We start from the raw sequence: 578 nt of genomic DNA, 5'->3' as shown, positions 1-578 counted from the left end.
GGAAGTCTGATAAAGGAAGAAATTGAAAATAAGAAAGTCGCATTTATTCCAACAGCTTCGCTGCGTGAAGGCTACACCGGTTATGTCGGCTCGGCTCGAAAATTATTCAAAAAGTTGGGAGCAATCGTAACTGAAATTGATATTTCAACGGAGGCTTATTCAACGATACAGTCTGTTTTTGAAGATTCAGATGTGATATATTTTACCGGCGGAAATTCTTTTTTTCTTATGGACTGGCTCCGTAAAACGGGAACTGATGGGCTGCTGAAAAAGGAATTGGCAAATGGAAAATTGATGATCGGCGAGTCGGCAGGCGCAATTATATGCGCTCCAAGCATCCAATATATCCAGCAAATGGATGAAAAGCCGAAGGACTACTCACAAGAAGATGATGCAGGGCTTGATTTGATTGATTTCTATGTTCTTCCGCATTATCTTACAGCACCATTTAAGAAAGTTACCGAGAAAATAATGACTGAGTTTTTGGATTTGAATCTATGCCCAATTAACAACCGTCAAGGAATTGTAATTGACGGTGAAGGTTCAAAGGTTATTTGCAAAGACTAATTTGAAAATTC

At 39.1% G+C, this 578-nt stretch carries 1 protein-coding gene; it reads left to right on the top strand.

Going from position 1 to position 578, the window contains the following annotated elements; translation table 11 throughout:
* A partial coding sequence (locus tag LJD34_RS16125; protein ID WP_227360379.1) for a Type 1 glutamine amidotransferase-like domain-containing protein occupies window positions 1-567 on the top strand: 567 nt, incomplete at its 5' end.
* Between the last annotated feature and the right edge of the window lie 11 nt (window positions 568-578).

It is taken from the genome of Faecalibacillus sp. MSK20_93, from assembly GCF_020589945.1.
In the GTDB taxonomy this organism is placed as follows: Bacteria; Bacillota_I; Bacilli_A; order Erysipelotrichales; family Coprobacillaceae; genus Faecalibacillus; species Faecalibacillus intestinalis.
This window is presented reverse-complemented; position numbering and strand designations above follow the sequence as displayed.